Consider the following 24,068-nt stretch of genomic DNA (forward strand, 5'->3'; position numbering starts at 1 on the left):
ACGCGTCTCTGCGGCACCATTTAGGGAGATTCACCTGAATGCTTACGGAACGATACTGGTTAGGCCAAGTCTGGCAAAACGCCAGTCTTGGTGCGGCGATTACGAAAAGTCATGGTAAAGACTCACCATGTAAAGTAACTTGCGATACATCTTGACCTGGGGCAAACGCGATGTATCGTGAGGCGCAGAGGGCTAGGGGGCGCAGGTGGCGGCGGTCATGGACGGCGAGGTCGGCGAAACGGTGAGCGCGGCGGCCCTCGCGCCGTCCCGCGAGTGGCCCGGAGACCTCGTTCTCATCGAGTTCGCCGAACCGGGTTGCCCCGCCGAAGTCAGGCGGCGACTGCGCGAGCTCACCTGCCTGCGGGGGATCGTGATGACGGGCCGGACCGGCCGGGCGTGGACCGATCCCGGCGGTGGACCGGCCCTGGCGCGGGCGTTCCGCTCTCTCGGGTTCGACCTCGCGGTCGTCACCCTCCAGTGGAGGCAGGACCGGCCGTTCCAGGCCGTCCGGCCCTCATGTACGGCCACCGCGGACAGCCCGGCCACGATCGTGTGCTCGGCCGGCACCGGAACCGGGATGCTGACCAAGATGATCGTCATGACGGCGGACCCCGGCGCGTCGGGCGCGGCTCGGCAGTCCTGATCCACCCACGTCGTGGGCCGCCGGCGGTGGAGAGCACGGCGGGTTCGGGCGGAAGCCGGCCGGTGGCGGAGGGCGCGGGTGGAGGCCGGCCGTCGGGGATCGCCCGCGGAGGGCGGGGACGTGTCGCGCACGCCGTACCCTTGGCGCGTGGTCATCCCGGTCGAAGACGCCGCCGATCCCCGTCTGGCGGACTACACGCGGCTACGCGACGTCGACCTGCGCAAGAGCCTTGAGGGCGCGCGGGGGCTGTTCCTCGCCGAGGGGGAGAAGGTCATCAGACGGGCGGTGGCCGCCGGGCATCCGGTGCGCTCGGTGCTGACCACCGCCAAGTGGCTCGGCCACCTCGCGGACGTGATCGAGGGCGTCACCGTCTACCTGGTCTCCGACGAGGTCATGGAGGGCGTCACCGGCTTCCAGGTCCATCGGGGCGCGCTCGCGTCGATGGAGCGCCTCACCCCGCCGTCGGTCGCCGATGTCATCTCCGGCCGCGGGCCTCGCGCCGTCGCCGGTGGGACGGAGCCGGAAGGCCCGGGCGGGACGCCCCGCCGGATCGTCGTGCTGGAGGACCTGGTCGACCACGGGAACGTCGGGGCCATCTTCCGCTGCGCCGCGGCCCTGGGGGTGGACGCCGTGGTCCTGTCGCCCCGCTGCGCCGACCCGCTCTACCGGAGGTCGGTGAAGGTGTCGATGGGCGCGGTGTTCGCCATCCCGTACGCCCGGATGGCCGACTGGCACGACGGGCTCGCCGAGATCCGCGCGGAGGGGTTCCAACTGCTGGCCCTGACGCCCGACCGGGCGGCCGTGCCGATGGACGACGTGCCGCTCGGCGACCGCGTAGCCCTCATGCTCGGCTCGGAGGGCGACGGCCTGTCCTCCCATTGGCTGCACGAGGCCGACCACCCCGTCCGCATCCCGATGAGCGAGACGGCGATGGACCTCGGGGTCGACTCGCTGAACGTCGTGGCCGCCGCCGCCATCGCCTGTCACAGCCTGGTGCGCTGACACACGGCTGACACACGACTGCCCGGGGAACGTTCCGCGTTCCCCGGGCAGTCGCCGTGGAGGCCTGCGGGCCTATGCCTTCTTGGCCGCCGCCACCTGTGCGCCGGCCCATTGGAGGAGCTTGCGGGCGGAGGTGAAGCGGGCCGCGTCGGACTTGTCGCCGAGGACGGCGCCGACGATCGTGTGGCCACTCTTCACCTGCGCGAACGCGAGGCAGTAGCCGGCCTTCGCCGTGTAGCCGGTCTTCAGGCCGATCGCGCCGTCGCTGAGCAGCTTGTTCGTGTTGGTCCACGTGTGCTTGCGGTGGACCTTCGTCGCCGGAGTCGTGTACTTCTTTACCTTGATGATCGTCGACAGGATCGGCGTCTTCAGAATGGTCTGCGCCAGCTTCGTCTGGTCGCGCGCCGTCGAGTACGACTTGGTCGACGTGAGGCCGTCCGCGTTGGCATAGCGGGTGTCCTTCAGCCCGAGCGCCTTGGCGGCGTCGTTCATCCTGGCGACGAACTTCGTCTTGCCCGGGCCGTACTTCACGGCCAGTGCGTTCGCCGCGTCGGCCGCAGAGGGGAGCATCAGGGCATAGAGCAGATCCCGGACGTACAGCCGCTCACCCGCCTTGAAGCCGCCTCCGGTCGCGCCGTGGGACGAGGCCCACTGGATGTCGGTCTTGGTGATCGTGACGATGTCGTTCAGCTTGGCCCGCTTCAGCACGACGTAGGCGGTCATGAGCTTGGTCACGCTGGCGATCTGCACGCGGGTGGCCGATGACTTGGAGACCAGGGCTTTGCCGGTGGTCGCGTCGATCACGTACGCCCGGAGGGCGGTGATCGAGGGAGGCGCCGCGACCGCGGCGGCTGCCGTCGCGGGAACCGCCGTCGCGGGGACTGCTACGGATACGGTCGCCGCGGTGGTGCTCACGGGCACGGTCGCCGCGGCCGCGGCCGTGCCCACCGATCCTGTGGCAAGAATGGCGGCTGTCAACGCGCCGATGATTCTTATACGCATCCGCACATGATCGCATGATTGGCAATCTTGAAAGGTTGCTATTTAAAGACGCTATGGAGTGAATCGTCAGGATGCTGTTGACATGTTTTTGCGCCGTCTCCATGTGAGAAAGGCCGCTGCGGCCGCGGCGAGGACCACGAGCACCCCGACGGCGAGGACCGGCGACGCGGCGACCAGTCGCACCCATGTCCAGATGAGCGAGTAGAGCCCGAACGTCGTCACGGGCACCCACGTCAGGCAGCCGAGCGCGCTGGCGACCAGGTACCACCGGTAGTCGACGCGCAGTGCTCCCGCGACCCAGGGCAGCGTGTGCCGCAGGCCGGGGATCCAGAAGCAGCCGTAGACGGCGAGCGCGCCCCACCTGCGCACGATTCCCTCGACCCGGGCGATCCGCTGCTGTCCGATCTTCCGGCCCATGCGTGACCGGTAGAGGGCCTCACCGAGTCTGTGGCCGATCCAGTAATAGGCCTGGAACGCGCCGAACAGGGCGACCGCGCCGATCGCGACGACGACCCACAGGGGAAGGCCGAGTATCGAGGCCCCCAGGGGGTCGGGGATCCGCACCGGCCACCACCGCCCTTTCTGAGGTCAGGCTTACCTTACCGCCGGGATCGGTCGCCCCTGCAAGCCGCCGTCAAGCGCCGGTCAACCGTTCCGCCTGAATGTGGGGGTGGAAGAAAGGGGAGGCCGATGAGTCCGCGAAGCAGTGTGATGCCGATCGTGGCGAGCGGCACCGTGAACATGGCGAAGCTGCTGATCGCCACCATGGCGGTGGCCGGCGCGTACGTGGGGGCACAGGCGACCCAGTCCGAGCCCGGCGGTGTCCCGGTGATCTCGTCCGCGGTGCCCACGGCGCCCGCGAAGTCCACCGGGTCCACGGCCGCGGCGTCGGCGGCGTCCACGACAGGGGCCTTCGCGGACCGGCCCACCCGAGTGATGACCCTGACCACTCCTGCCGATGAGACGGACGCGGTCCCCAGGCCCGGCACGGTGGAGGTGACCATGACGTCCGGAGGCACGGGATGCGAGCGGACCTACCGGGTGCGGACGGTGATCGGCTCCGCCGGCTCCGACACCTCGTACGGCTGGCAGATCCAGCGCTGGAACTCCGCGACAGGTGAGTGGCAGCCCTACTTCGCCAGCAGGAGCGGTTTCACGGGCGGCCCGCGGGCCGTCGAGTGGCGTCCGAGGATCGGCGGCAACCCCGGTCGCTACCGCGTGCGACTCGACGTCGCCTCACGCTCCTACGAGAGTGCGACGTTCCAGATCACCTGCTGACCGTGTGATCACGCCCCACCCTCCCGCCATGATCACGCCCAAACCCCCGCCGTGATCATGCACACATTCGGCGAAAGGGTCCTTGACCTGCGGATCCCGATTTCGTGATCATGCGCAGATTCGGGGAATCACCCCACCACCAGGGCACATTCACCGCGTGATCATGCAATGAGCCCGGCCGCTGCATGATCACGGTCGTCATCGGCCGAGGTCGACGGCCCGATCTCCGAAAGCGTGCATGATCACGCCCACGTTTGGCCAGGTCACTCGGCAAGAGCCCGAATCTGTGCATGATCACGTTCAGGGTTTGGGCACGTCGACAGGCCCTTCGCCGAACCTGTGCATGATCACGGCCTCAGGTGCTCAGCGACCGTCGTGCTTCGTCGATCCAGCGGGGCACGCCGACCCGCTCCGCCACCCCGAGCGCCGTCTCGTAGTGCTCACGGGCGGGCAGGCCGAGCCGTACGGCGAGATCGCCGAGAGTCCTGGCCACCGGCCACAGGGCGACCACGCCGGTTCCCGCCCCGGCGATGCGGTCGCGGAACGGCACGAGCCTCTCGTAGGCCTCCTTCATCCGGTCGGCGTCGTCGAGCAGCATCCCGGCGAGCGCCCGCCAGATGAGCGCGAGCTCGTACAGGAAGTCGGTGCGCACCGGCTCCCGTCCGGCCGCGATGACCTGGGCGTCCTTCAGGTGGCCCGCGGACGCGAGCGCCACGGCGTAGGCGTCGAGCGTCCACTTGGCTCCGCGGTGATGCGCCTCGGCGAGCGGCTCGGCCATCTCCGCGGCGCGTCCGTCGACGAGGTGCAGGCAGAAGGTCGCGATCAGCGGCAGGTCCTGGCGGCCCTCCAGCATGCCCGCCCGGGCCGTCAGCCTGGCCGCGTTGCGGTAGGCCCGCTCGGCTTCCGCGTAGTCGCCGGTGATCATCAGGCGCTGCCCGGCGTACCAGGCGCCGACGGCGGCCGGGGCCGGCAGGTCGTACTGGCGTCCGAGTGACTCGGCCTCCGCCAGGTGTCCGTCGGCCTCGGCGAAGTCGCCGCGCGCCGCCGCGCATTCGAGCAGCACGAGGTGGGCCAGCGCCCGGACGGCGATCTGTCCTGATTCCGCGCCGACCCTGAGCAGTTCGCGGCCGATGGTCTCCCGCTCGTCGACCTGCGTCATCGTGTAGGACTGGCGCAGCCTGCCGCTGAGCGCCACCGCCAGCAGGGCCGGGTCGCCGCTCGAGCGGGCCAGCTCCTCCGCCTCCAGCGACGCCTGGTATCCCCGCTGGGTGGCGGAGCCCTCCAGTTCGAGCGCCAGCGTGGCCAGCAGGCTCGCCCGCAGCGACTGCTCGCCCGGAGGCAACTCGACCAGGGCCTTCTCGGTGACGTCGACGATCTCCCAGGCGGTCCTGGTGAAGTCGCGGGCGATCCCCTTGTGCGGGACCGCGAGGGCCGCCGCGATCCGCGCCGTCAACTCCATGTCGCCGAGCGGAAGGGCGACGTTCATGGCCTCTCGCCGCAGGCCGCGCGCGGCGGTCATGTCACCGCCCAGGGCCAGCGCCCTGATGTGCCTGAGCTGAAGCTCCAGCCGCTCCCTGACGGGCCCGTGCCCCCCGTGGGCGCGGTCGAGGGCGGTGACGGCCTGCTGCCACAACGACGCCGCCTCGCGGTGCGCGAAACGACGCTCGGCCTGTTCGGCGGCGAGACCGGCGTACCAGCCGGCCTTCGCCGCGCTGTCCGCGGTGCCCGCGGCGTCGTAGTGGTGGGCCATCGCCGCCACGTCGCCCGGATTGCGCCGCTCGATCACGGACGCCACGGCCGCGTGCAGCCGGGACCGGCGCAACCGCGAGGCGTCGGAGTACAGGGTGTCCCTGACCAGGTCGTGGTCGAAGCGGAGCAGGCCGGTGCCCGGCTCGGTGACGAGCCCGGCGAGCAGCGCGGCCTCGACGGCGTCCACCACCGCGTCCTCGTCGCCCGAGACGTCGACCAGCACGTCGACGTCGACGTCGCGCCCGATCACCGCCGCCTGGAGCAGCACCTGCTGCGCCCGCTCGGGCAGCCGCGCGATCCTCCTGCGCAGGACGTCGCGGACCCCGGACGGCACCTCGGAGATGTCGGCCTCGGCCTCGAACAGGCGGACCGTCTCCTTGACGAAGAAGGGGTTGCCGCCGGCCCGCTCGACGATCGTGGTGACGACCTCGTCGTCCACGTCGTGCACACAGGTCGCCCTGACCAGCTCGGCCACCGACGCGTCGTCGAGCCCGTCGAGGCCCACCCGCACGGGACCGAGCCTGGCCAGCGCCGCGAGCACGTCCTGCTGCTGGTCGTTCAGCTCGCCGTCACGGCAGGTCACGACCATTAGCACCCGGCTGGCGGCCAGCAGGCTGGGCAGCGCGCGCAGCAGCGCGAGCGTCTGGTCGTCGGCCCAGTGCAGGTCCTCCAGGACGATCAGCAGCGGGGCCTCGCGCGCGACCGCCGACAGGTAGCCGCCGACCGCCCGGTGCAGGCGGAATCCGCCCGACGCCTCGTCGTCTCCCGTGTCCGGCGCCGCGTCGTCGAGCAGGGGCGCCAGTAGGGCGGCGTACTCGCCCGCACCGCGCCGTGCGACCAGGGCCCGCAGCACCTCGACCCACGCCCAGCCGGGAGGCGTCGCGCTGCTGTCCGGGCAGCCGCCGCCGGCCGCGATCCAGCCGCCGTCTTCCAGCAGGCCGGACAACTGGCGCACCAGCGTCGTCTTGCCCGCGCCCGGGTCTCCGTTGACGACGGCGACCGTGAACCGGCCCGCCCCGGCCCGCGGCGCCGCGGCCCGCAACATGTCCAGTTCGCCGTCACGGCCCACGAAGGGCTCGGGCTCCAACGGAGGCAGATCCACCGCCTCGAACGACCGGGGCGGCCAGGTCGCGCCGATCTCCACGGTCCGGCGGGCCGCCGGGGCGGCGAGGTCGAGTGCGGGGTCCTGCGACAGGATGCCGGACTCCAGCTTCCGCAACGCCGGGCCCGGGTCGATGCCGAGCTCGTCGGACAGGATCGTGCGGGCCTTGCGGATCGCGGCGAGCGCGTCTCCCTGTCGTCCGCACCGGTAGAGCCCGAGCGCGAGCAGCCGCCAGCCCTCCTCGCGCAGGGCGTGCTCGGTGGTCATCGCCTCGAGGTCGGGCACGGTCTCGGCGTGCAGGCCCATCCGCAGCCCGGCGTCGGCGTGCCGTTCGCGGGCCACGAGCCGGAGCTCGCTCAGCCTGGCCACCTCCGCCTCGGCCCACGACTGGTCGGCGAAGCCGGAATACGGCGTGCCCTGCCACAGCCCGAGGGCGGACCCGAGCCTGGCCCTGGCCGAGGCGGGGTCGTCCTCGAGCCACTCCCCGGCCGAGCGGACGGTCGCCTCGAAGCGCAGCGCGTCGACCTGTTCGGCCGCGGTGCGCAGGGCGTAGCCGGAGGCCACCGTCACCAGCAGGCGGTTCGGCCCGCCGCGCGGGCGGTTCGGCTCGAGCACGCGGCGCAGCCGCGAGATGTAGACCTGCAGCCCCGACTGCGCTCCCTTGGCGGCGTCGTCGTCCCACAGGTCGAACAGCAGCGTGTCCACGGGGACGACCTGCCCCCGTGCGACGAGCAGGCGGGCGAGGACGGCACGCTGCCGAAGGCCGCCGAGGTCGATGAGGCCGGCGTCGCCGTCGGCCTCCACCGGGCCGAGGACCCGGAACGTGATCGGGCTCATCGGGTGGTCGTCCCGCGCCCGGCCGTACGGATGGTCAGGGGTGCCCGCCCGGGCGATCGCCGTGCGTCGTACGCGTCCGCTGCCACTTGCCCACACATGTCAGCCGTAACGGTATGCGCGCTCGCGAAGGGGGCACAAGGTCTTTCCGGATCCGGGCATCATCGCTCTCGCGGCACGGTCACGTCGTCTGCGCGCGCGCCGGCGTCCGCCGGTCCTCCATCGACCGGCTGTCGCGCCTGCGGAGCAGCGACCACGCGCCGAGCGCCAGCGCGCCCCACGGGATCTCGATGGTGTAGGTCCAGAAGCCGAACAGGATGGCGGCCGCGGTCGCTCCGCTCGCGGGCTGCCCGAAGGCGCCGATCAGCAGGGCGGCCACGCCGCCCTCCATGATCCCCGCGCCGCTCGGCGTGATGACGGCAGAGGTCAGCACGCGGCTCAGCGCGAACACGGCGACCGTCTCCGCGGGGCCGGGATAGGAGTCCGTCGCCACGAGGCAGCAGGCCATGATCGCGCACTGGAGGGCGAGGAAGGCGATCATGCCCAGCGAAAGTCCCGCCCACTTCCGGTGGATGATCTCCGTGGTGTCCCGGCGGAGCCGGTCGATCGCCGCGGAGGCGGCGTGCTCGGCGGGCCGGAACCGGCGGGGGGCGAGCCGGAGTAGCCCGTCGAGCGCCCGGCTGAGGACCGCCGCGGCACGGTCCCAGTAGAGGGCCGCCGCCACGACGGCGACCAGGCCGACGATGGACGCGGCCCCGGCCCACCCGGCGTTCGCGACGGTCGAGTTGGCGGCCTTGCCGGCGATCAGCAGGCCGGCGATGCCGACGGCCGGCAGCAGGAACCTGAACAGAGTGTTCCAGATACCCGTGACCAGCGTGTAGACCACGATGGGCCGGTTGGCGAACCCCCAGCCGCGGGTCATCCCGAAGGTGAGGGCGACCCCCGCCGCGCCGCCGAACGGGAGCAGGTTGCTGACCGCGCTCCCCGCCCCGTTGAGGGTCAGGGCCTGGAGGTGGCTGAGACCGGGCAGCGCCGAGGTCATCACGAAGGTGTACGCCCAGAGACTCGCCAGCCACAACACGGTCATCAGCAGGACCGTGTGCCAGCTCAGCCTGCCGAACTCGCGCCCGATCTCGTGCCAGCTGACCTTGGCGCCGGTCAGCGTGTGCACGATCCAGGGCAGGTAGACGACGAGCGCGACGGCCAGCGCAAGGGACAGCGCGGACAGCGCGACACGCAGCCACTTGTTGTTCACTCGAGATGCCCCCAGTCGTCCTTGGTCGCCTCAAGTGTGCCGGGAGATCGGTTACGCGGACTCCTCCTGACGGAGGATCGGCCCCCTAGGGGTTGCCGAAGGGATGCCTGAGGCGGGTGCCAGGGGGCAGCCCCCGCTGGACGAACCACTCGGTCCCGAACACGTACCGGTAGATCGGCGCCGGGATCCTGAGCATGGCGCCGAGCGTCCGGTCCCCGTTTCCGCCGCTGGCCTGGGTGGCGTGCGCGGCCATGGCGGTCCGCTTGGCCCTGGTGTGCCTGCGGACGTTCACCCGGTGGGTGATGGTCTCCCCGGCGGAGTAGGCCCTCTCGAAGCTCCTGACGTCGAGCGCCGGATAGAAACGGGCCGCGAGCCGCACTCCCTTGACGAGCCAGTCCCGGTTCACCGTCGCCTCCAGCACGATCGGCGTTCCGGCGATCTCGGCCGCCCGGCTGCCGACCCGGTACACCTGGACGTGGTCCGGGTGCCCGTAGCCGCCGGAGGGGTCGTAGATCGTCACCAGGTCGGCCGTCTCCTCCTTGAGGATCGCGGCGAGTCGCTGTGCGGCCTCCTCGATGTCGACGTCGATGAACGCGTTGTCCGCCCGGTCGTCCGCCACCCCGCCGTCGATCGCCAGGCCCGAATCGCCGTATCCCAGCTGCACGACCCGGGCGCAGCCGAGCGCCGCCGCCGAGCTGCGCAGCTCGTCCATCCTCGCCTTGCCGAGCTCCTCGCCGTGGGGGAGCTCCGCGAGGCCGCGCTCTCCCGCGGTCGCGACGACGAGCACGACCCGATGCCCCTCGTCCGCCAGCATCGCCATGGTCCCCGCGGTCAGCAGGGCCTCGTCATCCGGATGGGCGTGGAAGAACACCGCTGTTTTCATCCCGTTACGCCGAACGTTGTCATGGTGCTCCACGAAATGTTGTCCCGGTCCCTGCCCCATGATCCCACGTGGCGGTTCACGCTCACGGTCCACCCTCCCGGGGCACACCGGCGGTTTGATGGGCGCCGCGCGCTCTGTCACGCTGGCCCGGTGAGGATCCTTCACGTCAGTGACTGCTACCTCCCACGGCTCGGGGGAATCGAGGTGCAGGTCGCCGACCTCGTCAGAGTGCAGCGGGAGGCAGGCCACAACGTCGAGGTGGCCACGGCGACGACGGGGGAGAGCCTGCCCGGCGTGCACCGCGTGGTGGCCTCCCTGCCCTTCGACCTGCCCGTGCACCCCCGCGGCACCACGCACCTGCTCCGGATGATGACCGCGCGGCGGCCCGACGTCGTCCATGTCCACGCGGGGGCGGCCTCGCCGTTCGCCTGGATGGGCGTGCGCGCCGCCGTGCGCGCGGGCCTGCCGGTGGTGGTGACCGTCCACAGCATGTGGGATCCCGTGACGCGGGGCGGTTACCGGGCGTTGCAGAGCGTGTTCCGGTGGCGCCGCTGGGGTCTGGTCGCCACCGCCGTGAGTGAGGCCGCGGCCCGTCCGATCAGGGCGGTGGCCGGGCCGCACGTGCCCGTCGTCGTCGTGTCGAACGGGCTCGACGTCTCGGCCTGGCGCCCCACCGGTGAGCCGGCGCACGAGGAGACGGTCCACGTGGTGGCGGTGGGGCGGCTGGCCCCGCGCAAGCAGCCGGTGCGGCTGCTCAAGCTGCTGGAGGCGGCGCGTGGCCGCGTGCCGGATGAGATCGCGATGCGGGCGACCATCGTGGGCGACGGGCCCGCACGGGGACGCATGGAGCGGTACCTGCGGGCCCGGGGGATGGACTGGGTGTCGCTTCCCGGGCGGTTCAGCAGGGAGCAGATCAAGGTGCTGCTCGCCTCGGCCGACGTCTTCGTCGCCCCGGCGCCACGGGAGTCGTTCGGGCTGGCGGCCCTGGAGGCGCGCTCGGCGGGGATCCCCGTGGTGGCCCGGATGCAGAGCGGTGTGGCCGACTTCGTCCGTCCCGGCAAGGAGGGCCTGCTGGGGCGCACCTTCGACGAGCTGGTCACCTCGGTGGCGACACTGGCGCGAGACAGCGAGCTGCGCCATGCCATCGCCGGTCACAACCGGGAGACCGAACCGGTCAAGTCCTCCTGGCCCGCGGTTCTGGAGGGTTTCGGCCGCTGCTACGAACTCGCGGCTGAGACCTCCTCAGCGAGCCGGGGCCTCCCCGGTACGTCCGGACCCTTTTGAGAAGCCGGGGCCTCTCAAAAAGGGAGGACCTTGCCCGAAGGGGTGCGCAGGTCGACGGGCTCGGGGTGCTTCGGTGGCCGGGGCCGGGGAATGATCTGCAACTTCTTCATCGGGGGCTGCCCTCCTCTCAAAACTCTTGGTGTCATGATTCCCACGAAATCATCGGGATTATCCTCGCCAGGCCATTTCCGCTTCACTTCTTGTTCTTGTACTGTGCGGGCGCCCGCAAACCCCTCGCGGGGCCTCATGCCAGCCGGGTCACCTCGACCGTCACCTCCTGGTTCTCGGCGGGCGGCCCCTGGTAGACGCCCTTGAGGGGTGGTACGTCCGAATAGTCCCTGCCGCGGGCGACGACGACGTGTCCCTCTCCGACCTCCGTCCTGTTGGTGGGGTCGAGGGCGGACCACTCGCCGGTCCAGTACTCGACCCAGGCGTGGCTCTGACCGACGACGCGGCGGCCGATCTCGGCCTCCCGCTGCGGATGGAGATATCCCGAGACGTATCGGGCCGGGATGCCCGCCGCGCGCATCAGGGCGACGGTGAGGTGGGACATGTCCTGGCAGACGCCCACGGCCTGGTCCCAGACCTCCTGGGCGCTGGTGAGCACGCCGGTGGCCCCGGGTGTGTACGCCACCCGGTCGTTCACGCTCCACGCGATCGCCTCGGCCGTCTCGTGCGGGTCGTGTCCCTCGGCGTGCTCCCGGACCGTGGCCGCGAGCTCCGGGGAGATCGAGCTCTGTGCGGTGGGGCGGAGCATCTCCGCCACCGGCCCGTCGACCGTGCGGAGCTCGCCCCAGCTCAGCGGCTTCCCGCGGGGACGGGAGGCGGACGTCTCCACCCTGCTGACCGACTCGATCGTCAGCGACGTGTGGGCCTTCGGCAGGTCGAAGACGCTGACGAGCGTGCCCCAGTGGTCGACGTAGGTCCAGATCGGGGTGGCGGGCCGGACGATCAGCCGCCTCTCCAGGGTGTTCTGCCTGCCGTCGTCCAGTGGCGTCATCCTGACCTCGTTGTAGGACGCCGAGGCCGTTCCGTCGTACTCGAAGCCGGTGACGTGCCTGATCTTCACACGCCAGCCCATGAGGAGCCTCCTCTCACCCAGCTCGTCGGGGCGGTCTGCTGGAAGAAGCGGTCCGTGATCGCCAGGGCGGCGGCCGTCCCCGCCTCCTGCAGCGCGATGAGCAGTTGCGGAAGCTGGTCCTGCAGCGATGTCACGTCGGCGTACTCCAGCCCCATGCGGACCCGGCCGATCGCGGCCCGCGCCGAGTCGGTCATGCCCGCACGGTCGTGGTGGGGGGCCAGTTCGGCGAGGCACTGCTCGGCCGTCGCCAGGGCGTGCATGACCGACCGGGGGAACAGCCGGTCCAGCAGGAGGAACTCCAGGACCCTGGCCCTGTCGCCCCGATGGGTCCGGGTGAACGACTCGTCCGCTCCGCAGGCCTCGAGCAGCAGCCGCCACGTCGCGGGCTCGGAGGTCGCCGTGGGCGAGCCGGAGACCGCGGAGTGGTGGACGGCGAGCAGGCGGGAGGTCATGTCGGCCCGTTCGAGGCTGCGCCCGAGCACGATGAACCGCCACCCGTCGTCCCTGCTCATGGTCGCGTCCGCCAGGCCGAAGAACAGCGCCGACCGTTCGCGGACGTACCTGAGGTAACTGTGCGGTCCGAGCCGTTCGGCCGCGCCGCGCATGGCGGGCAGCCGGTTCCAGGTGACGTTGAGGCACTCCCACGTCTCGCTGGAGATGATCTCCCGGACTCCCCGGGCGTTCTCTCTGGCCGCCCGCACGCACCCGGCGATGGAACTCGGGTCGGCCGAGTCGTAGGCCAGCCGCCTGACCAGGGTCTCGGTCGTCGGCGGCCCGGCTCCGTCGTGCCGGCCGTCGGCGTGGCCGAGGATCGCGAAGACGGCGGTGCCGTCCTCCTCGCCGGCGAGGGCCCGGTGGAGCGAGACGTCGAGGATCCGGGCGATGTCGTCGGCGCGCTCGACGTACCGCCCGATCCAGTACAGCGTCTCGGCGATCCGGCTGAGCAGCTCTCTGGTCATCCCGTGTCCCCCGTCATTGTTGTTCGGCGTCCCAGGCGGCGCTGCGGCTCGGCTCCCACTGCACCGGCGGGGCGGCGCCGGCCGTGGCGGGAGCCGTACGGGCCGGCTCGCCGGGCAGCACCCAGGTGTCCTTGGAGCCGCCGCCCTGGCTGGAGTTGACCACCAGTTCCCCTTCCGGGAGGGCGACCCGGGTGAGGCCCCCGGGCAGCAGCCAGACGTCGTCCCCGTCGTTCACCGCGAAGGGACGCAGGTCGATGTGGCGCGGGCGCGGGCGGTCGCCGATCAGGCTGGGCGCGGTCGACAGGGCCACCGGCCGTTGCGCCACCCACCCCCGCGGATCCGCTCGTACGGCTGTCGCGAGCGTGTCCAGGGCCGCCTCGGACGCCCTCGGGCCGATGACGATGCCCTTGCCTCCGGCGCCGTCCACCGGCTTGAGCACGAGGGCGGAGAGGTTGCCGAGCGCCCACTCCAGCGTGTCGGGATCCTCCAGGCGGTAGGACTCCACGTTGGCGATCAGCGGTTCCTCGTTCAGGTAGTACTTCATGAGGTCGGGGACGTAGGTGTAGATCAGCTTGTCGTCGGCCACGCCGTTGCCCACGGCGTTGGCGATCGTCACGTTCCGGGAACGCGCCGCGTTGACCAGTCCCGGACAGCCGAGGGTGGAGTCCCAGCGGAAGTGGAGCGGGTCCAGATACTCGTCGTCCACCCGCCGGTAGATCACGTGGACGGGTCGCTTGCCGTGCGTGGTCACCATGTAGACGCGGTTGTTCTCGCAGACCAGGTCGCGGCCTTCGACGAGTTCCACGCCCATCAGGCGGGCGAGGAGCGCGTGCTCGAAGTAGGCCGCGTTGTAGACGCCGGGCGTGAGGACCACCACGGTCGGATCGGCCACGTGCTCGGGGGCGGCCTTGCGGAGCGCGGCGAGCAGGCGGCCCGGATACTCGTCGACCTGCCGCACCCGCTGCTCCGCGAAGAGGGCGGGCAGCGTGCGGCTCATGGCCAGCCGGTTCTCCAGGACGTAGCTGACCCCGCTCGGCGTGCGGACGTTGTCCTCGAGGACCCGGAAGTCGCCGTACTCGTCGCGGATGATGTCGATCCCGGCGACGTGCACGCGGACGCGGGCAGGGATCCCGTCGGCCGCCCGGTGAAAGTGCGGGGAGGAGTGCAACAGCCGCCAGGGCACCACTCCGTAGTGGAACACCTGGCGGCTGCCGTACACGTCGTCGAGGAACGCCTCCAGCGTGCGGACGCGTTGCCGTACGGCCCGGGCGATCAGATCCCACTCGGCCGCGTCGAGGACCCGCGGGATCAGGTCGAGCGGGAAGGGGCGTTCCTCTCCGGCATAGTCGAAGGTCACGCCCCGATCGGTGAACACCCGGGCGAGCTGGTCGGCCCGGAAGCGGAGCTCGTCCGCCCCCAGCGGTTGCAGGGCCGCGAACAGCGCCTGGTACGGCGGGCGGGGGACGCCCGGCCGCTCGAACATCTCGTCCCATGCATTGGCCAGGGCATATGAGTCGAATATGTCCGCCATGTCCGGAGCGTAGGAAAGCTATGTTTCGGACAATGTGGGGGAATGTTTCAAGTCATGTCCCGGTGGCGGATTCGTCCTCGCTCACAGGCCCTCGGCCGCAGGGGTCAGGCCACCGACGCGACGATCTTGTCGAAGACCGGGGTCAGCTTGGTGGCCGTCGCCTTGTCGGCGTTGACCAAGTAGACGTTCACCAGGCGGTTGTCGTCCCCGACCAGCCCCTCTACGACGACCTTGTTCCTCTCGCACACGACGCCCTTGCCGGAGTCGCGCAGCTTCCCGCCGAATCCGGAGCACGAGTCGCTGAAGGCCTGGCGGACCCTGGCCACGTCGGCTCCGAGCACGACGTCGGCGCGCAGGGCCAGCGGGTCCGAGCCCTCCTGGGGCGCCTCCGCGCTGGTGAACAGGCAGACGGTCGCCTTGATGGACTCGGCGGTCTCCAGGGGGTGGTCGTACAGCTGCTCCTTCAACTCCCAGCCGAGCGAGGTCGCCTGGCCGAGCGACTCCACGCTGAGCGGGCAGCCCACCTTCTTCCCCTGGCCGGTCCCGGTGCCGCCGGCCGCTCCGGCCGCAGTGGCCTTGGTGGAGGCGCCGGAAGCGCCGGTCTCGCCGGGCGTGGCCGTCGAGCCGCATCCGGCCAGGAACGCGCCGGCGATCACGAGGGTGACTACCTTGCTCACAGAATGCCGCATGCCTGCGACACCATCCTTTTCGTCTGATGAAGGCGCCCGAGAGCGCGGTGGGGGGTCCACACGGCGAGGTCGCCGTGCTCGATCCGCCGCTCGACGTGGCCGGGAGACGGGGCCTTGCCCGGCACTCGTCCCCGGAGCCGTCAGAGTCGGCCGGCGGCCGTGGCGGCGAGTTCCTCCATCGGTTTCCTGTTCGCCGCCGGGTCGTTGAGGAGAACGAGCCGGATCCCCACCCAGGTGCCCGATTTCAGGAAGAAGACCATGTTGTCTTCGTAGTGTGCCTCGTCGCCGACGCCGGGCACCTCGGTGAACTTGTGCTTCAGGCTGCGGTCGATGTCGAGGATCTTCTTCGCTCCGTCACCCGCGTACACCTCGACCTGGGCCGTCGGGCCGGTGGGCGGCCCGGTGTATCTGCAGGAGCTGGGGTCGCCTGCGACGCCGTCGCCCAGCGGAGTCCCGGCCAGTTTCTCCGCCTCCTCGTGCGTCACGAGCTCGCAGGCGACGACGGCTCCCGCGGGAGCGGCGGCCGCGTCCGGTGTCGAGGGGGCGGCGGCCGGCTCCTCGGTCACGGTGACCGTCACCGTGGCGGTGGGCGCGGGGCTCGCCGCGGACGCGCCGCAGGCCGCGGTGGCCAGGGCACCGGTGGTGAGGGACAGCGCGGTGGCCCACCGGAACAGGCGGGCACGCACTGATCGGCTGTTCATGAAGTCGACCTCAGCTCTTGCAGAGTGGAACGTCGGGTTGGGTGACGGTCCGGTTGACGATGTCCTTCTTCTTGATGTCCTTCTCCGTCGGGACCTTGACCTTCAGGGCCTTCTCGATCGCCTTGGAGAGCGGGGCGGAGAGGTTGATGCCCGCCCCTCCGCGCACCGTGAGCACGAGCGTCGTCCCCTTGCACTTCACGGCGGGCCCGGCGAGAGGCAGGCCGACGCGGCCGGCCGCCGACCCGTTCGTCAGCCCGAGGGAGGCCACGACGCCCACGTACGGCCCGGCCCCGGCGACGGGAAGGCCGACCATGAGGCCGAAGCGGAACTCCGCGGCCACGACGATGCCCTCGACGCCGATGGAGACGCCGCGCAGGGAGTCCATGATGCTCTTGCGCACCGAGAACGTGGGCGTCAGGACGGTCCCGCCGTCGAGGCCGAGCGGGCCGCTGAGCCCCCACTCCCCGCCCGCGGAGATCGTGGCGTTCTTCGCGGAGAACGCCGTCTCCACGAGGAGCTTGAACGTCTGCTTGAGCGTCGCGGGGAACCCGCCGATGAGGATCGGCTGTTTGAGCTCGACGGGCAGCTCGATGCGCGCCTTCTTGTTGTCGGTGTATCCGCCGCCCGCCCCCGCGTGCACGGAGATGGCGAGGCCCGTGATCCCGAGCAACCGCAGCTGGGGCTTGACGATGGTGCCGTTGGCGACGGTCATGCTGGACCTGATCCGCAGGTCGTCGAACTTCAGGGTGACGTCCAGGCCGACCTTCAGGCCCTTCTTGGCGGTCGCGGCGTGGTCGGCGTGGAGGGTGAGCTGGGTCGGGCTCTTGGCCGCCTGGAGCTCCCAGGGGCCCACCTTGGCCGGCTGCTTCTGCGGTCCCGGGCTCGGGGCGCGCCGGTCGCGGGCGACCAGTTGGAGGGCGGGAGCGGCCACGGCCACCGTGCCGGTCGAGGCCGCCGGCGCGAGGGCGGACACCACGCGGGGGCCGCTCGCGGGCCGCCCCGGCACGGGGACGGGGGGCGCGGCGATCCCTCCGGACGAGGGGCCGCTCTCCGGGACGGAGACCGAGTCGGGGCCGGCCGCGTCGGGATCGACCTCCCCCAGGAGGTCGGGCAGGGTCTGGAAACTCTGTGCCTCGACGTCGAGCGGCTGGTCGATCGAGAACGTGCCGTTGCGGACGATGTCGGTCAGCTCGACAGGGGCGAGCGTCACCGCGAGGTCGTCGTTCGAACGTTCCACCCGGATGACGCGGCCGGCGGCCTCGCCCGTGACGAACATGACCTTGCCCGGCCGTAGGTCGCCGGTCCCGTCGGCGTCCCCGTCGATCGTGTAGGTGAGACCGTCCTTGCTGACCGAGCGGATGATGGAGCCGCCGCCCTTCACGATCACGACGTCCGGCTGGTACTCGACCGAGGAGTCCGGGCGCGGGGCGTACCCGTATTCGAGGTTGTCCGCCGCGGGGGTGTCCGAGCCTGCGCCGCAGGCGGCGACCAGCACGAGGCACAGGACGGACAGGACGCCGCACGTGCCGCGGCGGATGAGCCCGAGTGATCTCATGTGCGGTTCTGCGGTGTGCGGGGGCGGACCTCGATGCCGTCGAGGTCGTTGACGTGACAGAGGCCGCTGAACACGGCCATCGGGCACCTCCGTCAGGGGGCAGCGTGGCAACCGATGATGTTGAGAGTGAGACTTTAAAGGAGTGCCTTAAACAAACGGCCGGGGTCAAGGGGCGGCGGTCCGAACAGACGAAGAACAGGATCGTCGAGGCGGCGCATTCTGTTCATCGTGCATGGTCACGCCCAGGTCGCTCCGTACGGGTCGCTCGCCGGCTCAGGCGATCGTCGCGGCGACCTGCGCGTAGGTGCCGAGCATGAGATCCCAGAAGCGCCCGGTGTCGATCGAGGTGCCGACGAGCGCGTTGGGAGCCCGGTCACCCAGGTGGAAGTCCACCACGGTCATCCCCGAGGTGAAGCGCCCCATGGTCTCGACCTGGACCACGGCCTGCTGGATCTCGATCAGCGTCGGGTCGATGAGGTAGGCGATCGCGCACGCGTCGTGGATGGCGGGCCCGTCGCTGGCCGTGACCATCCCGTAGAACTCGGCGCAGGGGACGAGCAGGTCCGAGCCCAGCCGTCCCATCTCCCGCATCCGGTCCACGACGGCCATCGTCGCGAGTGCGGTGCGGCTGACGTCGAGGCCGATCATGGTGACCGTCCATCCCGCGGAGAACACGATGGCCGCGGCCTCGGGGTCGGCGGCGATGTTGAACTCGGCAGCCGGGCTGAAGTTGCCCCGGGTGTAGGAGCCGCCGAGGATGACGAACTCGCGCGCCCACTCCACCAGGCGGGGCTCCTTGCGCACGGCCAGTGCGATGTTGGTCAGCGGGCCGATGGCGACGAGCGAGATCTCCCCGGGGGCGGACGCCAGTGTGTCGATGATGAAGTCGACCGCATGGCCGTCCGCGGGGGGAAGGGTCGGCGGCGGCAGTCGCGTCTCACCGAGCCCCGAGTCTCCGTGCACCTCCGCCGCGTCGATCGTGGGACGCAGCAGGGCGCCCGGGCTCCCCGGCACGACGGGAACCTCGGGGAAGCCGAGGAACTCGCGGAGCCGCAGGGCGTTGGCCGTCGTCTTCGGCAGCGAGACGTTGCCCCCGACCGTGGTGATTCCGAGGATCTCCAGTTCGGCGCTGCCGTGGGCGAGGGTGATGGCCAGCGCGTCGTCGATGCCCGGGTCGCAGTCGATGAGGATCTTCTTCACCCCGGCAGCGTAGTCCTGAGGGCCTCGGCGCCCGGTCACTGAGCTATCTGATAAGCGCGGAGTGCTTGATTTGGCGGCGCTTTCTCACGGCGATCTCTATCTGGCGTTCCATGATCCGGGCCCGCTCGTGATCTCCCTGGCGGGCACTCGACGCGGCGAGATTCGCCACGACCGCCAGAACGGCTTCCGCGACATCCTGGAGACGCGTTTCCGACGCCCAGATCTCGCTCATCGGGTCGAGTCCGAGGACATTCAGCATCGCCCGGACGGAACGGCATTTCGCGGCCGCTCCTTCGTGGTCTCCCGCGTCCAGCGCCGCGTTGCCCGCGCCGACCGCCGCATGGACGACGGCCAGGGCCTGGGACACGTTCAGGTCGCTGTCCATGGCCTCGCTGAACTGCGGGGGAAGCGAGCCGAGAGACGAGCCGACCCGGAGCACGAACCGTTCGATCCTCCGGTAGGCCGTGGCCGCCTCCTCGACCGCCTCGACCGAGAATTCGACCGGCGAGCGATAGTGGGCGGCGGCCAGGTAATAGCGGAGCTCCACCGGCCGAATCCGATCGAGTACGGCCCGGACGGCGAGCGGGTTGCGCACGTGTTTACGGATTTTCTCCCCGCGATGGGTGACCGGTCCGTTGTGCAGCCAGAAACGTGCGAACGCGTCTCCCGTCGCCTGTGACTGAGCCATTTCGTTCTCATGATGGGGAAATATGAGATTGGCTCCGCCGCCGTGGATGTCGAATTCTCCGCCGAGATATCTCCGGGCCATCGCCGAACATTCCAGGTGCCATCCGGGCCGTCCTTCTCCCCAGGGGGCGGACCAGACCGGCTCGCCCGGCTTGGCGCGTTTCCACAGGGCGAAATCACGGGGGTCGCGTTTTCCCCGCTCGTTCTCCTCGGCGCCGTGCATATGCTTCGCCTGCCGTCGTGAGAGCGACCCGTAATTGGGATAGGAATCGACCGCGAAATAGACGTCCCCGTCCGCCTCGTAGGCGTGGCCGGCGGCGACGAGTTCCTCGATCATCTCGATCATCTCGGGGATGTGGCCGGTCGCCCGGGGCTCCACGCTGGCAGGAAGGCACCCGAGCGTCGCGTAGGCGCGGGCGAAGGACCGGTAGACGGGGCCGGTGATCCGCCACCACGGCGTCCCCTCGGAAAGGGACCTGCTGATTATCTTGTCTTCGATGTCCGTGACGTTCCGACATAACAGGACTTTGTGGCCGGTGCTTCTCAGCCAGCGGTGAAGAATGTCGAAACTCACCTGCGACCTGATCTGCCCGACATGGGGAGGAACGACGACGGTGGGACCGCACAGATAAATCGATACCCTGCCGGGAATTCGAGGGGTGAAATCGCGGACCATGCGACGACGCGTATCGTAAAGGCGAAGACCCACCTATCCGAGGGTAAGCGACTAATCCGCTCGCTGTCGATAGCGGTGCGCGGGCCCATGAGCGCACAACGCGGAATGCGGATTGTGAGACGTGCGGAAGGGGGAATAAGCGGACGGCGTCCCGTGGTTCGCGCTGACATGGAGACGACGAACCGGGGCCGCGTCCGCGTCGAGACGACGGCCAAGCGCGTGCGGGCCTTCGTGGACGGGCGTCCGGTGGCCGACACCACCCACGCCCTCCTGGTCTGGGAGAGCCCGCACTTTCCGACCTACTACTTCCCCGCCGGCGACGTCGACACCGACTCGCTCAAGGCGACCGGCGGGACCAGGCACTCCCCGAGCAGGGGTGACGGACTCCTGCACGACCTGGGGGAGCGGAGGGACGCGGCCCTCCTCTACGGGGACGACGCCCCGCTCAAGGAGATCCGCGGGCACGTCCGACTCGAGTGGGACTCCGTCGACAACTGGTTCGAGGAGGACGAGGAGGTCTTCTTCCACGCGCGTGATCCGTACACGAGGGTGGACATCCTCCCGAGTTCCCGACACATCCGGGTGGAGGTCGGCGGGGTCACGGTCGCCGATTCGAAGCACACGCGGATCCTGTTCGAGACCGGACTGCGGCCGCGTTACTACCTGCCGAAGACCGACGTCAGGCTCGACCTGCTGACGCGTTCCGACGCCGTGACCCACTGCCCGTACAAGGGCACGGCCGAGTACTGGTCGATCGGGGAGGGCAAGGACCTCGTCTGGTCGTACCCGACACCCCTGCCCGAGAGCCAGAAGATCGCCGGCCTCGTCTCGTTCTACAACGAGAAGGTGGACATCTACGTGGACGGCGTCCTCGAGCAGCGGTGACCGGATCTCCCGGGCCGAGCGGATCGATGCGGCTAGCGGCGGATGACGTGCAGGACGCTCGCGATGCGCTCGGCGGCGGTGACGACGTCGGAGGCGTGCCCGATGCGACCGGCCCACGACAGCCAGTACCACCACTCGCCGTCGTTGGCGTTCGACGCGAGGACGTCCTCGGCCATGGCGGGGGCCATGGGGTTGATCACGCGCAGGCGGGGATACAGCCCCGCCGGCGCCGTCAGTCGGACCTGGAACGAATGGGCCTCCAACTGGGCGGCGAGCCGCTCCAGATGGTCCATCGCCTCGCTGCGATCTGGCGTCATGGTCGGCCTCCGGGGGATGTCGGTACCTTTCAATCGGAAGCCTGAACCCGACCCGACCGCCGGGCAATCGGGGCCGATCCGCGAAACCGTGCAATAACCAGGGAATTCATCGATATTCCGTGGAACATCCTCGGGTCCCCGGCCACGAACACGTAACGGTGCGAGACGTCGGGTGCACCCCGTTTTACATTTGGGAAACATTTCGTACAGGGCGACACTCCAACTGCGGAGGGCACGCACATGGCCCGTGGAGAGCACTCACCGGCATGCGCCCGGCGCTGGCGTGAGCAGGCCGAAGGCCGCCAGTGGACGCTCTGGCAGACCGTCCAGGCGATCCACGGATGTTGTGGTGTGAGCCTGCTCAAGGCCCACCGTCTCGGCCGCGGCTGGTCGGCAAGGCAGGCGATAGAGGAGCTGGAGTTCCTCTGCGAGCAGCAGTCCCTCGGGCTGCCGCGCGCCAGCATCGACCTGCTGAACGCCTGGGAGAACAACCGGGCGAGGCCCCGCCCGCAGACGATCGACCTGCTGGCCCGGCTCTACCGGGCCAATGCCGTACGGCTCGGCCTCGCCGCCGACTACTGCGAGGACCAGGGCGGGCAGAAGGTCGTGGTCGTCGGCCCCGGCCAGCCCGACGAGACCGTCCATCTGGAGGACACCGGCGACGACACCGAGCGGCGGGCGCTGTTCCACCAGGCCATGCTCCTCGGCACGCCCAACGGCCGGTTCTTCGCCGAGGTCGAGGGCACCCGGCACGACATCGACAGGACCCTGGCCGCCGGATCCGTGACCGAGGACCAGCTCGACCGGCTGGACGAGCAGGTGCTGCGTTACCGCCGCGAGTACATGACCACGCCGCCGATGCCGATGTTGTGCCGCGTCATGCTGGAGATCTCGGACGTGCGGAGGCTGAGCGCGGCCCGCCAGCCGTCCTCGGTGCAGCGCCGCCTGCTGACCGCGACGACGATGCTGGCCCTGCTCTCGGCGGACGCGCTGATGAAGCTGGGCGACACCCGCCAGGCCCACTCCTGGTACGGCACGGCCCGCGCCTCCTCCGACGACGTGGGGGACCTGAGGTTGCGTGCCCTCGTGCGGGCGCAGCAGACGATGTTGCTCTACTACTACGGCGACCTCAACGAGACCGTACGGCTGGCCAGGGAGGCCCGGATGCTCGCGGGATCGGCCCCGAGCTCTCCCGCGGCGCTCGCGGCGGCGGCCGAGGCCCGGGCGCTCGCCCGGATGGGGGACGGCAAGGCGGCCAGGCTGGCCCTGGCCGAGGCCGAGCAGATCTTCGCCAGGATGCGCGGCATGAGCCAGGACGACCTGGCCTTCGTCTTCACCGAGAAACGCATGAAGTTCTACCGGACCGGGACGCTGATCGAGCTGGGCGACGCCGACGACTTCGACGGCCTCGACGGCTTCTCCTCCGGCTTCCACACGATCGACCCGGCCCTCATCCAGCTCGACCAGGCCAGCCATCTGGCCAGGCACGGGGATCACGAGGAGGCGTGCAGGATCGCGGCCGACGCGCTGGGACAGGTGCCGGCCGAGCACCGCACCTCGATCGTCGTCACCCGCGCGAAGGCCCTGCTCGCCGACGTCGACCCGGGGCTGCCGGCCGTACGGCACCTGCGGCAGGTGCTCTCGGAGTCCTCTTCGCGGCTCGCCCTGGACAGCCGGCTGTGAGGCGGCGATGAGAGCCGGGGGGCGGCCTCCGCTCGCCGAGGAGGCGTTCGGCCTTCTGCGTGAAGTGTGCGGCCAGCTGGGCGTGGATTCCCGGGGCGCCCAGCTCATGCGGTTGCGCAGCAACGCGGTCTTCAAGCTCCGCGGCGACATGGTCGTGCGGATCGCCACCGCCCCCGACGCCCTGACCCGGCTGCCCGTGGTGCTGGCGGTCGCGCGCTGGCTCGCCGACCGGGGCTTCCCGACCGTGCGCCCGGTGGACGAGATCCCGGGCCAGCCGATCGTCTACGGCGGCAGGGCGGTGACCTTCTGGCGGTACGTGCGGTCCAGGGGCCGTCCCACGACCCGGGAACTCGGCCGGATCCTGCGGAACCTGCACCGCGAGCCCGTGCCCCCCATGCCGCTGCGCCGGCTCACCGACCCCCTCTCGGAGGTGCGCCATGCCGTCGAGCACCGGGCGGAGGTGCTGACCGCCGGGCAGCGGGCCTGGCTCGGCGACCGGATCGAGGAGCTCACCGGGCGCTGGGGCGACCTGGAGACCGGGCCTCCCGTCCTCCTGCACGGCGACGCGTGGATCGACAACCTCCTGCGCTGCCAGGACGGCCACGTCGTGCTGCTGGACTGGGACGGCGTCGCGGTCGGCCCCCGGGAGTGGGATCTCGTGCACACCTACCACGGGCAGCGCCGTTTCGGCCTGTCCGCGGCCGATGTCGAGGAGTTCGCCCACGCGTACGGCGCCGACCTGCGGCTGTGGCCCGGCTACGGCACTCTGATGGAAGTCAGGGACATGTACGCGGTCGGCATCCACATCCGCAACGCCCTGGGAGACCCGTTCTCACGGCAGGAACTTCCCCGCAGGCTCGACTCGTTGACCCGTGGTGACGGCCACGCGAGGTGGTACATGGCATCGCCCGCATAGGTATTCGGCGATCCGGGTACTCTCCGGATAGGCTGTTGTTGTTGCAGCGGTGATTTCCTAGAACGTGTTTTAGCCAAAGGCACGCTCTCGGGGAATCTCCCGGCGGCGGGCGTGCTTGCTTGCTTTTCCAGCGTGATACGCGGATGCAGGGTAAGG

21 protein-coding genes are annotated in these 24,068 nt (G+C 70.4%); 7 read left to right on the top strand and 14 right to left on the bottom strand.

The features are described from left to right. The first annotated feature begins 205 nt into the window (after positions 1-205). Complete coding sequence (locus tag Pmi06nite_RS11730) at positions 206-643, top strand: hypothetical protein (RefSeq protein WP_203952948.1); 438 nt, start codon at positions 206-208, stop codon at positions 641-643. 147 nt (positions 644-790) lie between these two features. Continuing rightward, a complete protein-coding gene (locus Pmi06nite_RS11735) occupies positions 791-1,645 on the top strand; it encodes a TrmH family RNA methyltransferase (RefSeq protein WP_203952949.1) in 855 nt (284 codons plus the stop codon). A gap of 72 nt (positions 1,646-1,717) precedes the next feature. Here the strand turns inward: Pmi06nite_RS11735 and Pmi06nite_RS11740 are convergent, their stop codons facing one another. Together Pmi06nite_RS11740 and Pmi06nite_RS11745 are read right to left on the bottom strand one after the other, a co-directional pair. Further along, complete coding sequence (locus Pmi06nite_RS11740; protein ID WP_203952950.1) at positions 1,718-2,647, bottom strand: D-alanyl-D-alanine carboxypeptidase family protein; 930 nt, start codon at positions 2,645-2,647, stop codon at positions 1,718-1,720. 66 nt (positions 2,648-2,713) lie between these two features. After that, positions 2,714-3,211 (bottom strand): DedA family protein, encoded by a 498-nt coding sequence (locus Pmi06nite_RS11745; protein ID WP_203952951.1) that lies wholly within the window; start codon positions 3,209-3,211, stop codon positions 2,714-2,716. Between the two features lie 126 nt (positions 3,212-3,337). On the opposite strand from Pmi06nite_RS11745, the gene Pmi06nite_RS11750 reads away from it, so the two are divergent. Beyond that, a complete protein-coding gene (locus tag Pmi06nite_RS11750) occupies positions 3,338-3,925 on the top strand; it encodes a hypothetical protein (RefSeq protein WP_203952952.1) in 588 nt (195 codons plus the stop codon). Between the two features lie 355 nt (positions 3,926-4,280). Here Pmi06nite_RS11750 and Pmi06nite_RS11755 read toward each other — a convergent pair whose 3' ends face one another. From Pmi06nite_RS11755 to Pmi06nite_RS11765, 3 genes are all read right to left on the bottom strand, one after another. After that, complete coding sequence (locus tag Pmi06nite_RS11755; protein ID WP_203952953.1) at positions 4,281-7,613, bottom strand: ATP-binding protein; 3,333 nt, start codon at positions 7,611-7,613, stop codon at positions 4,281-4,283. A gap of 178 nt (positions 7,614-7,791) precedes the next feature. After that, a complete protein-coding gene (locus Pmi06nite_RS11760) occupies positions 7,792-8,865 on the bottom strand; it encodes a lysylphosphatidylglycerol synthase transmembrane domain-containing protein (RefSeq protein WP_203952954.1) in 1,074 nt (357 codons plus the stop codon). 85 nt (positions 8,866-8,950) lie between these two features. Then, positions 8,951-9,748: a PIG-L deacetylase family protein gene (locus Pmi06nite_RS11765; RefSeq protein WP_239113839.1), complete on the bottom strand. Its 798-nt coding sequence runs from the start codon at positions 9,746-9,748 to the stop codon at positions 8,951-8,953. A gap of 150 nt (positions 9,749-9,898) precedes the next feature. Here Pmi06nite_RS11765 and Pmi06nite_RS11770 point away from each other — a divergent pair, with 150 nt between their 5' ends. Then, positions 9,899-11,032: a glycosyltransferase family 4 protein gene (locus Pmi06nite_RS11770; protein ID WP_203952955.1), complete on the top strand. Its 1,134-nt coding sequence runs from the start codon at positions 9,899-9,901 to the stop codon at positions 11,030-11,032. Positions 11,033-11,276: 244 nt separating this feature from the next. On the opposite strand, the gene Pmi06nite_RS11775 is transcribed toward Pmi06nite_RS11770, so the two are convergent. From Pmi06nite_RS11775 to cysS, 8 genes are all read right to left on the bottom strand, one after another. Further along, on the bottom strand, positions 11,277-12,113 hold the full coding sequence (locus tag Pmi06nite_RS11775; protein ID WP_203952956.1) for a transglutaminase family protein: 837 nt from the start codon (positions 12,111-12,113) through the stop codon (positions 11,277-11,279). After that, on the bottom strand, positions 12,098-13,072 hold the full coding sequence (locus Pmi06nite_RS11780) for an alpha-E domain-containing protein (protein ID WP_239113840.1): 975 nt from the start codon (positions 13,070-13,072) through the stop codon (positions 12,098-12,100). Before Pmi06nite_RS11780 ends, Pmi06nite_RS11775 begins: the two co-directional genes overlap by 16 nt. Positions 13,073-13,085: 13 nt before the next feature. After that, positions 13,086-14,603, bottom strand: a complete 1,518-nt coding sequence (locus Pmi06nite_RS11785; RefSeq protein WP_239113841.1) for a circularly permuted type 2 ATP-grasp protein — start codon at positions 14,601-14,603, stop codon at positions 13,086-13,088. A 104-nt stretch (positions 14,604-14,707) separates the two neighbouring features. After that, the gene (locus tag Pmi06nite_RS11790; RefSeq protein ID WP_203952957.1) at positions 14,708-15,280 is read right to left on the bottom strand and encodes a hypothetical protein; all 573 of its coding nucleotides are present in this window, start codon (positions 15,278-15,280) and stop codon (positions 14,708-14,710) included. Positions 15,281-15,432: 152 nt separating this feature from the next. Then, a complete protein-coding gene (locus tag Pmi06nite_RS11795; RefSeq protein ID WP_203952958.1) occupies positions 15,433-15,993 on the bottom strand; it encodes a hypothetical protein in 561 nt (186 codons plus the stop codon). A gap of 10 nt (positions 15,994-16,003) precedes the next feature. Next, on the bottom strand, positions 16,004-17,548 hold the full coding sequence (locus tag Pmi06nite_RS11800) for a hypothetical protein (protein ID WP_203952959.1): 1,545 nt from the start codon (positions 17,546-17,548) through the stop codon (positions 16,004-16,006). 273 nt (positions 17,549-17,821) lie between these two features. After that, positions 17,822-18,748 carry a nucleoside hydrolase gene (locus tag Pmi06nite_RS11805; RefSeq protein ID WP_203952960.1) on the bottom strand — a complete coding sequence of 309 codons (927 nt, stop codon included), beginning with the start codon at positions 18,746-18,748 and terminating at the stop codon, positions 17,822-17,824. Between the two features lie 43 nt (positions 18,749-18,791). Beyond that, a complete protein-coding gene (cysS, locus tag Pmi06nite_RS11810; RefSeq protein WP_275409564.1) occupies positions 18,792-20,144 on the bottom strand; it encodes a cysteine--tRNA ligase in 1,353 nt (450 codons plus the stop codon). 135 nt (positions 20,145-20,279) lie between these two features. On the opposite strand from cysS, the gene Pmi06nite_RS11815 reads away from it, so the two are divergent. After that, a complete protein-coding gene (locus tag Pmi06nite_RS11815) occupies positions 20,280-20,996 on the top strand; it encodes a DUF427 domain-containing protein (protein WP_203952962.1) in 717 nt (238 codons plus the stop codon). A gap of 32 nt (positions 20,997-21,028) precedes the next feature. Here the strand turns inward: Pmi06nite_RS11815 and Pmi06nite_RS11820 are convergent, their stop codons facing one another. Further along, positions 21,029-21,313: a hypothetical protein gene (locus tag Pmi06nite_RS11820; RefSeq protein ID WP_203952963.1), complete on the bottom strand. Its 285-nt coding sequence runs from the start codon at positions 21,311-21,313 to the stop codon at positions 21,029-21,031. A gap of 240 nt (positions 21,314-21,553) precedes the next feature. On the opposite strand from Pmi06nite_RS11820, the gene Pmi06nite_RS11825 reads away from it, so the two are divergent. Both Pmi06nite_RS11825 and Pmi06nite_RS11830 read left to right on the top strand, forming a co-directional pair. After that, on the top strand, positions 21,554-22,996 hold the full coding sequence (locus Pmi06nite_RS11825) for an NsdA family TPR-like regulatory protein (RefSeq protein WP_203952964.1): 1,443 nt from the start codon (positions 21,554-21,556) through the stop codon (positions 22,994-22,996). Positions 22,997-23,003: 7 nt separating this feature from the next. Then, positions 23,004-23,912 (top strand): phosphotransferase enzyme family protein, encoded by a 909-nt coding sequence (locus tag Pmi06nite_RS11830; protein ID WP_203952965.1) that lies wholly within the window; start codon positions 23,004-23,006, stop codon positions 23,910-23,912. The last annotated feature ends 156 nt before the right edge of the window (positions 23,913-24,068 follow it).

It is taken from the genome of Planotetraspora mira, assembly GCF_016863275.1.
In the GTDB taxonomy this organism is placed as follows: domain Bacteria; phylum Actinomycetota; class Actinomycetes; order Streptosporangiales; family Streptosporangiaceae; genus Planotetraspora; species Planotetraspora mira.

What these genes read in the sequence shown, in the direction of transcription:
- Pmi06nite_RS11740 (WP_203952950.1), bottom strand. Translation starts at nt 2,647, where the DNA reads ATGCGTATAAGAATCATCGGCGCGTTGACAGCCGCCATTCTTGCCACA.
- Pmi06nite_RS11750 (WP_203952952.1), top strand. Translation starts at nt 3,338, where the DNA reads ATGAGTCCGCGAAGCAGTGTGATGCCGATCGTGGCGAGCGGCACCGTG.
- Pmi06nite_RS11755 (WP_203952953.1), bottom strand. Translation starts at nt 7,613, where the DNA reads ATGAGCCCGATCACGTTCCGGGTCCTCGGCCCGGTGGAGGCCGACGGC.
- Pmi06nite_RS11765 (WP_239113839.1), bottom strand. Translation starts at nt 9,748, where the DNA reads ATGAAAACAGCGGTGTTCTTCCACGCCCATCCGGATGACGAGGCCCTG.
- Pmi06nite_RS11775 (WP_203952956.1), bottom strand. Translation starts at nt 12,113, where the DNA reads ATGGGCTGGCGTGTGAAGATCAGGCACGTCACCGGCTTCGAGTACGAC.
- Pmi06nite_RS11780 (WP_239113840.1), bottom strand. Translation starts at nt 13,072, where the DNA reads ATGACCAGAGAGCTGCTCAGCCGGATCGCCGAGACGCTGTACTGGATC.
- Pmi06nite_RS11785 (WP_239113841.1), bottom strand. Translation starts at nt 14,603, where the DNA reads ATGGCGGACATATTCGACTCATATGCCCTGGCCAATGCATGGGACGAG.
- Pmi06nite_RS11795 (WP_203952958.1), bottom strand. Translation starts at nt 15,993, where the DNA reads ATGAACAGCCGATCAGTGCGTGCCCGCCTGTTCCGGTGGGCCACCGCG.
- Pmi06nite_RS11800 (WP_203952959.1), bottom strand. Translation starts at nt 17,548, where the DNA reads ATGAGATCACTCGGGCTCATCCGCCGCGGCACGTGCGGCGTCCTGTCC.
- Pmi06nite_RS11815 (WP_203952962.1), top strand. Translation starts at nt 20,280, where the DNA reads ATGGAGACGACGAACCGGGGCCGCGTCCGCGTCGAGACGACGGCCAAG.
- Pmi06nite_RS11820 (WP_203952963.1), bottom strand. Translation starts at nt 21,313, where the DNA reads ATGACGCCAGATCGCAGCGAGGCGATGGACCATCTGGAGCGGCTCGCC.
- Pmi06nite_RS11825 (WP_203952964.1), top strand. Translation starts at nt 21,554, where the DNA reads ATGGCCCGTGGAGAGCACTCACCGGCATGCGCCCGGCGCTGGCGTGAG.
- Pmi06nite_RS11830 (WP_203952965.1), top strand. Translation starts at nt 23,004, where the DNA reads ATGAGAGCCGGGGGGCGGCCTCCGCTCGCCGAGGAGGCGTTCGGCCTT.